Origin of the sequence: uncultured Nostoc sp., assembly GCF_964245575.1 — a bacterium.
Taxonomy (GTDB): domain Bacteria; phylum Cyanobacteriota; class Cyanobacteriia; order Cyanobacteriales; family Nostocaceae; genus Nostoc.
Map to the genome: position 1 here is coordinate 1 of NZ_CAXTNP010000313.1, position 8093 is coordinate 8093.

At 41.4% G+C, this 8093-nt stretch carries 6 protein-coding genes; 4 read left to right on the forward strand and 2 right to left on the reverse strand.

Features of this window, described 5'->3' with window-relative positions; translation table 11 throughout:
- Positions 1 to 237: 237 nt before the first annotated feature.
- Positions 238 to 1020: an exodeoxyribonuclease III gene (gene xth, locus ACFFAP_RS32575; RefSeq protein ID WP_375515093.1), complete on the reverse strand. Its 783-nt coding sequence runs from the start codon at positions 1018 to 1020 to the stop codon at positions 238 to 240.
- A gap of 455 nt (positions 1021 to 1475) precedes the next feature.
- Between xth and ACFFAP_RS32580 the strand changes: the two genes are divergently transcribed.
- From ACFFAP_RS32580 to ACFFAP_RS32595, 4 genes are all read left to right on the forward strand, one after another.
- Complete coding sequence (locus ACFFAP_RS32580) at positions 1476 to 2546, forward strand: glycosyltransferase family 4 protein (protein WP_375515094.1); 1071 nt, start codon at positions 1476 to 1478, stop codon at positions 2544 to 2546.
- A 54-nt stretch (positions 2547 to 2600) separates the two neighbouring features.
- Entirely contained in the window at positions 2601 to 2786 is a 186-nt protein-coding gene (locus ACFFAP_RS32585) for a hypothetical protein (RefSeq protein WP_335163300.1), read from the forward strand.
- 236 nt (positions 2787 to 3022) lie between these two features.
- On the forward strand, positions 3023 to 4045 hold the full coding sequence (locus ACFFAP_RS32590) for a zinc-binding dehydrogenase (RefSeq protein ID WP_375515097.1): 1023 nt from the start codon (positions 3023 to 3025) through the stop codon (positions 4043 to 4045).
- 789 nt (positions 4046 to 4834) lie between these two features.
- Positions 4835 to 5701, forward strand: coding sequence for a GNAT family N-acetyltransferase (locus tag ACFFAP_RS32595; protein WP_375515095.1), 867 nt, complete (start codon positions 4835 to 4837; stop codon positions 5699 to 5701).
- Between the two features lie 379 nt (positions 5702 to 6080).
- Here the strand turns inward: ACFFAP_RS32595 and ACFFAP_RS32600 are convergent, their stop codons facing one another.
- A complete protein-coding gene (locus ACFFAP_RS32600) occupies positions 6081 to 7700 on the reverse strand; it encodes an ArnT family glycosyltransferase (RefSeq protein ID WP_375515096.1) in 1620 nt (539 codons plus the stop codon).
- Positions 7701 to 8093 lie beyond the last annotated feature (393 nt).

Genomic DNA, 8093 nt, shown 5'->3' on the forward strand with positions numbered 1-8093 from the left:
ATTGCAATTCATCAAAATCCCTATTAGGGATTGAAACTCTAGCTTTTTCATCCTTTTATTGACGAATTGCGAAAGATTGCAATTCATCAAAATCCCTATTAGGGATTGAAACTACAAAGCCCTAAAAGCTCATGATTGTAGTCCGGGCAAATTGCAATTCATCAAAATCCCTATTAGGGATTGAAACGGTATCTAAATAAGCCACGCGTCCCATAATTCGGATTGCAATTCATCAAATCAAAATTCCACAATTACCGGCGTATGGTCGCTGGGTTGAGTTAATTTTCTGGGAGCGACATCAATGATGCAACTTGTAGCACGCTCATACAGGATAGGTGTGAGATAGTGATGGTCAATCCGCCAACCTAAGTTGCGACGGAAGGCGGCGGCGCGATAATCCCACCAGCTATAATTTCCGCCTTCTGTGGTGAATTTGCGAAAAGCGTCAGCAAATCCCAATTTCAGAATATCCCGTAAGGCTTGGCGCTCTGCTTCTGTTGCCATAATGTGATTTTCTGTACTCACTTGCTCGTGAATATCCTTATTTTCTAGAGCGATGTTGAAGTCACCGCACACACAAATTGCAGGTTCTGACAACACCAACAATCGTAAATACTCGTGTAGCGCTGTCAACCAACGCAATTTGTATTCATATTTTTCAGTTCCGACTGCTGCACCATTGGGAACATATAAGTTGACAATCCGAATACCATCAATTACACCTGTAATCACCCGCTTTTGCTCATCCCACTCGTGGTGTAAATCTGGCAAAATCGCCCTAAACCCGCTACTTACGTCTCCAAGTGGCTGGCGGCTAATTATGGCTACGCCGTTGTAAGATTTTTGTCCTGATACATAAAGGTTATAGCCTAACTGCTCAAAAGGCGATCGCGGAAACTCGGCATCCACAACTTTGGTTTCTTGCAAGCAGAGAACATCAACAGGATTGGTAGTTAACCAATCGATAACTTGTTCTAGACGAGTGCGAATTGAGTTGACATTCCAAGTTGCGATTTTCATTAGTTATCAGAATTTTTTGTAAATTAATAATTACAAATTATGTAATTATTGTACAGTTACGTAATATTTATAATTTCTGTTCCATTTCCCAATTACATTTAAACCAAGCTTTAATGGCTTGATCCCATAGGATATTTTAGTAGTTTTAGCTACAAAATATTCCTTTTTGTAATTACTGCTACAAAATATTTTACCTTCTTATGATCCCCAAGGCAGATGCAACAAGTAATTGATTTACTTTAAATTAGAAATATAGCTCAGGGTTGAGTTTTGCCGATAGTCCATTAGATTTGTCGGTAAAAAATTTACAGCACGGTTAACCATTATTGCGCTTTTCGTAGCCTATTAGGTTAATCTAAATGTCAAAAGAGTAAGTACAAATACTCTTTACTCATACAATAATGATGCAACTCATTATATTGAGGACAATTTCATAGACTGAACCAAAAAAACTTATGAAAATCGCTCAAGTTGCCCCCTTATGGGAAAGGGTTCCACCTCCTAATTATGGAGGTATAGAACTGGTAGTGAGTCACTTGACTGATGAACTTGTTCGTCGTGGTCATCAGGTAACCTTATTTGCCTCTGGCGACTCTCACACTTTGGCTTATTTAGAAGCAGTTTATCCACGGGCATTGCGCTTAGATCCAAATGTCAAAGAGTATGCAGTGTACGAAATTCTAGAACTAAGCCAAGTTTACCAGAGTGCTGCCCAATTCGATATTATCCATTCCCATGTAGGGATTTCGGCATTACCTTTAGCGAGTTTGATAACAGCAACTTCTACAGTCCATACTCTGCACAATGATTTTACAACGGATAACCGTCACGTATTTAACTACCACAAAAAGCAACCTTATGTCAGCCTTAGTAACTCGCAGCGTCAAATCGATCTCAATTATATTGACACGGTTTATAACGGAATTGAGTTAGCAGATTATCCATTCGTAGCCCAACCGTCAGAACCTCCGTATTTGGCATTTTTAGGTCGTTTTTCGCCAGAGAAAGGGCCACAACATGCGATCGCTATTGCTAAACAGAGTGGTTGGCGCTTGAAGATGGCAGGAAAGGTTGATGTCCAAGACTCTAAGTTTTTTGAACAAGAGATTGCCCCCCTCATAGATAATCAGCAAATTGAATATCTAGGCGAAATCAACCACGCCCAAAAAACTGAACTTCTAGGCAATGCTGCCATAACTCTCTTCCCCATTAGCTGGCAAGAACCTTTTGGGTTAGTAATGACTGAATCAATGGCAACTGGTACACCAGTCATTGCCATGAATTTCGGCTCTGTACCTGAAGTTATTGCCCACGGTAAAACAGGTTTTATTTGCAAAAGCTATGCAGAAATGGCGGCAATGATTCCACTAGCTTTGGAACTCAATCGTCAAACCTGTCGAAAACATGTAGAAAACAACTTTAGTGTTAGCCAAATGGTTAACGGATATGAAGCTGTTTACAGACAAATTATTAAAGACCGCATAGAATCGAATGGCCGCATTCATGCAGCTAACATTCAGTTTTAATCAACTGTTTTTTTATCCAACTTAAACAATAACTTTTTTAAAGAGGACATTGGTATGAGTACGAGAGCCAACACCTGCCCATGCTGCGGTGGTTCCCTCCTGCGCCATGTACGACATAGTGAACTATATTGGTTTTGCCTGTCGTGCCGACAAGAAGTACCGCTATTAACTGCTACTCGCTTGCCTAATGTGGAAACCCGGAACACCGGAGTAGTTCCACAGCCTGCGGTAAATTCCTAGTTTGACGGTATTTTAGATTAATAAAAGCCTACTAAAAATCAAGACTAATTTACTTTAAACCTATCAACTAGTGGTCTGTCTCATTAGTTACGAGGAGTAAACAAGTTCGTAATAAGGACTTTATTCCGGGATTTTTAAGCACGCTTTGTGCTTACTACGAACTCATCAAAATTAATCAGACGACCATTAGCTTCAACTGATAAAATCGGATGGAGCTAATTGATAGGTTTAAAGCTTTGTTAGCAGCGTTACTTTATGGGCAAGAAAATTTACGCCTAGAGGAAGTTCCTGACCCCACTCCGGCGGCTGGCGAAGTTGTGATCCAAGTGGAGGCAGCAACAACTTGTGGTACAGATTTGAAAGTCTGGCGGCGTGGTGGTCATGCCAAAATGCTAATACCGCCAACGCTGTTTGGTCACGAAGGGGGCGGGCGAATTGTTGCCTTGGGTGCAGGGGTTACAAATTGGCAAGTAGGCGATCGCATTGTCGCTAATAATTCCGCTCCATGCATGAAGTGCTTTTTTTGTCAACGCCAAGAATATTCATTATGTCCAAATTTGACCTGGAATAATGGAACTTTTGCAGAATACCTGAAAATTCCCGCACCGATAGTAGAGCATAACTTGTTACAAATTCCCGATGAGTTGCCGTGGGAATTGGCAGCGATGACGGAACCCTTAGCTTGTGTCTTGCATGGTATAGCCCGTTCTAACGTCAAAGCCAAAGATAAAATAGTCGTCTTAGGAGATGGGGCGATCGGGCTGATGTTTGTGGCGGCGTTGAGTGAGAAAGCTGAAGTTTTGCTGTGGGGAGGTAATAACCTCAGGCTAGAAATTGGTCAGAAATTGGGTGCAACCCAGACTTTTAATTATCATCAAATCCCAGATATTCCCAGTGTGGTGAAAGAACTTACCCAAGGATGGGGCGCAGATGTAGTAATTGAAGCAACTGGTGTACCGAGTGTTTGGGAAACTGCGATCGCCTGCGCCCGTCCTGGTGCAACAGTCAACTTATTCGGTGGATGTCCACGAGATACCAGCATTACCGTCAATACAGAACAGCTTCACTACAGCGAACTTACTCTCAAAGGCGTGTTTCATAATACACCGGAATATGTGCGGGAGGCGCTTGCACTGATCGCTAGTCGCAAAATTCCCTTTGAGTTACTTATTAGTGAACAGCGGCCATTAAAAGATTTAGAACAGGTGTTTTGTCAGATGAAGGCGCGTCAGGTTATTAAGGTAGCGATGATTCCTTAATTTTTTGCGGGGTACAGCTGATCCTATAAGTCTAGCCAAACAATGTAGAAAATCTGGATACCAGAGGATCTATAATTTCCTGTCTGGTAATACTTGGGATGAAAACATTGCCCACAACGATTCATAGTAAGGGATAAAATAAGCTGAAAGTGCAGTTTAATAAATCTGGTGAGCAACAAATAAGTGAGGAATTTTAGTACTTAAATATATCAAGTATTAACTTTTATAAGATAAAAATAAAATCCCTGAGAAATTAATTATTTTATTGTAATTTTAAAAGTGGCATTGTTTAAGGTAAAAAAAAGACCATGTTCAAGTAAATATAGCGGTTCTCAGTTGAGTGCAATATAGTAGCAATGGGTGAACCAACCAACAATGTCTTTTTTGGCAACTCTTTCTAAGGCTTCTGCGATCGCTTAATCTAATTCTTGTTCTGTAGTTAAATATTCCTTGATTTTCATCAAACCGCTCGGCATCAGGTAGCTCTGTGTAGCCCGACTTTGACAAACAAAGCTTCAGAAAACAAGGATATGTACGCCAAAAATTTTCCACAGAAGATACAAAATACATCCACACATAGAGGCTGCCTCCGATAGCTTTACTGACAATCATGCGGGCGCAAGAGTGCCATCGCTCAATAGAATGTATACCTGGGGCAGTGGCTCCTTAATGCTAGTGGGAACGTCTGGGTGTTCCCCAAGTGGTGTCAGATCGGTTGATATAGTGTAGTTATGATCATAAGGTTTACAGACTACTACTTACTATATTGAAACGGCTAGTCTACCAATTATGAAAAGCACAAACCTCATTTTACGAGAGGGAAGAATTGAAGACGCCCATGACTGCGGTTCAATCTGTTACCAAGCCTTTAAGATACTCAATGACCAACATAATTTTACCATAGACTGGGCTTCAGTCGAAGCTACAATTGAGTCGTTTTCCTCTCTGCTTAAGCGTCAAAATATTTACTCGGTTGTAGCTGAACTAGATGGACATATTGTAGGCAGCAATTTCCTCTGGAGTAATGGAGCAATTGCGGGAATTGGGCCACTCTCAGTTAGCCCGATGACACAAGGACGTTCAATCGGTAAACATCTCATGCAATACGTTTTAGATTATGCATGGCAGCAGAAGTTTGCAGGTGTGAGGTTAGTGCAAGCTGCCTATAATAGTAGTTCATTATCCTTATATACCAAGCTCGGATTTCATGTGCGAGAACCGCTTGCAGTCCTAAAAGGTACGACGCTTCAACTTGAAGTTTTAGGGTATGTGGTTCGTACAGCAACCTTAGCAGATATTGATATCTGCAACAAACTCTGTTTTCAAGTTCATGGTCATGTTCGTCACCTGGAATTACTTGATGCGATTGAGCAACAAACGCTTACAGTAGTTGAACATAACGGTAACATTACAGGATACACAACTGTACTTGGTTTTGATGGACACGCAGTTGCACACAGTAATCAAGACCTCAAGGCCCTCCTCGGCGCCGCAACAGCAATTTCCAAATCAGGATTTCTGTTGCCAACCCGCAATACTGAGTTATTGCGCTGGTGCTTAGAGAAAGGATTCCACGTAGTTCGACCAATGACATTGATGAGTATGGGACTGTACAACGAGCCAGCAGGCGTATTTCTGCCTTCAATAATCTATTAAATTGCCTTTTATGGGATTTTTGGAGTATTTCACGCCAGAAATCAATCAGCAACAGAATGCACCTAGTACCGCAGGGCGGAAGTCAAAAGTCAAAAGTCAAAAGTCAAAAGTATTACGGAATAAGCTCTTTAGGGTTTTTAAATGGTTGCTCTATTTACACCGTATTGTACTAGCTATTATGGCGAAATTGTACTAATATCCCCATACATGCTTGGGTAGGTAATCGTAAACGCAGGGGAGGCAGTGCGTTGCGCGGGTTCCCCGCGTTGTAGCAACTGCCGTGAGGCAGGGGGAGATGAGAAAGATGAGGAAGATGAGGAGCGGGGGAGAAATTGTAGTAAGTCTTTCTCCTCTGCCTCTTCTGCCCCATGCCCGACATTTACAATCGATTTGTATCTTTTGTAACTAACTTCCAGCCTTCAGCTTGGTCAATTAGCTTCATCGACTCTAATTCGAGATTGTTGAAAGCAGATGCATGAAGCAGGAAATAGGGTTGCCCGTTGTAGTGCCAATAATATTCTAGTTCGCCGACAGAGGCGGGTATGATGGTGCGATCGCTATAAAAATCCAACGAGGGACGATGATAGGGAAAAGATGTGTAAATCTTTCTCGTAGCTGGATTTGCCCGCACGATCATCGCGGCGACTGGTTTAACTGGATAAGCTTCAGATAATTCCCAAACCCAGTAGTTAGATTTCATTAACAGTAGCAGCGAAATATAACTTCCCCAAAACAAAATCTTCAGAAATTGTCCATCACCTCGCTCTGCCAAAATAGCTGCTAAGGTCATAGTTACAGCTACTGCTGCAAAAATCAGTTGTAAGTCTGTTTTCGGTGTTGTACCCCAACTAAAATAAATACTACCAGCAGAAGCGGCTACAGCAAGTATCGCCAAACCAGCAACCCAAGCACGGGGATAGGATGAGAGTAAAGGCGAATTTTCTGTATCTGATAACTGGATACCAAAAGCTAAGGCTAAACTAGGGTAAATCGGGAATAAATACCAGGGAACTTTGGTAATCATGAAAGAAATTACCAGCAGATAAACACCACTCCACGCCATTACTAATTTTGCCCAACTAAGGTTGCGATTTTCCCAGGTTAAGCGGACAGTTTGCGGTAAGAATAATAGCCACGGCCATGTGTACTTGAGAAGTTCAATAACATAGTACCAAGGTGGTTCAGGATTCCCCTCTACAAATGAGCCAATTCGGCCTAGTGATGGGTTTACAAGCCCAACTTGGGCGAAAATGTAACCATAGTGAATTAGTTGGGCACTATACCAAGCAGCTACAGGCAAAATGCCAATTAAGATTGCTATCCACAGATAGTAACAAGTGAGCAGTCGTGGCGTATCCCAAAACAGAAATACGATCGCGATCGCACCTAGTAATACGCCTAATAATCCTTGAGTCAGGCAAATCAGCCCAAAACTAATACCAATACCAAGGCAATAGCGTAAATTCCGGCGCGATCGCAACACGCACAACATCATCACCATCAAAAAACTTACCATCGCCCCGTCCAACATTGCCAACCGCCCATGACGCACCACAGGTAGCATTGTTAGATAAATCAAGGCGCTATAAATAGCAGCCCAACGTTGGCGAAATATCTCTCTAGCAATGCAATACAGTAAAGGTACAGATGTCGCTGTTAAAATTGCTCCAGGCAGGCGCGTTGTCAACTCATTTTCGCCTCCTAAAGAATAAGCCCAAGCAATTAGCAAATGCATCAAAGGCGGCTTGTTATGATATGGTTCGCCTCCTAGCGTTGGGTAAAGCCAGCGCATTGAACCTGCTGGAGCGTGCCAAATTTCACGAGCAACCTGTGCCACAGTCCCTTCATCCCAATCTCGCAACGGCAATCCTCCCAGATTGATGCTAAATAGTAACACTGCTGCCAACAGCAATACTATTAGCCATACCCAATCAATCCATTTGCCAACCGTGCGATGCTGTTTTTCTAGATGACTCCAAATAAAGCTTCCTTCTTGCATATTCTATGTTAATCATTTTACTTGCTGGTTTGATTACATAGAGACCAAAGCGAATCTCCAATGTTGTCACCCAGTAACAACGTATGTTATTAACAATTGCTAGTTTCCAAGATTAACTCAAGTTTCTCTAATTAGCCCTATTTTTTGAAAAATTTATATTGGTTATTTAAATAACATTTTAGCCAACAAATGATAAAAATAATACACTCAATAAATTATTTATTACCTGCTTTATAGTCAGTAAATGAACTTATATTTTTTAATTTGACGTTTATTTTAAATTTTATATACTTAACTTTTGTCGTGTTAAACTAAAAAAAATAGGAAGTATAGCAAGAGACTGGGGACTGGGTGAAAAGTCTTTTTGTGTCTAAGTTTTATCATCTGTTGATG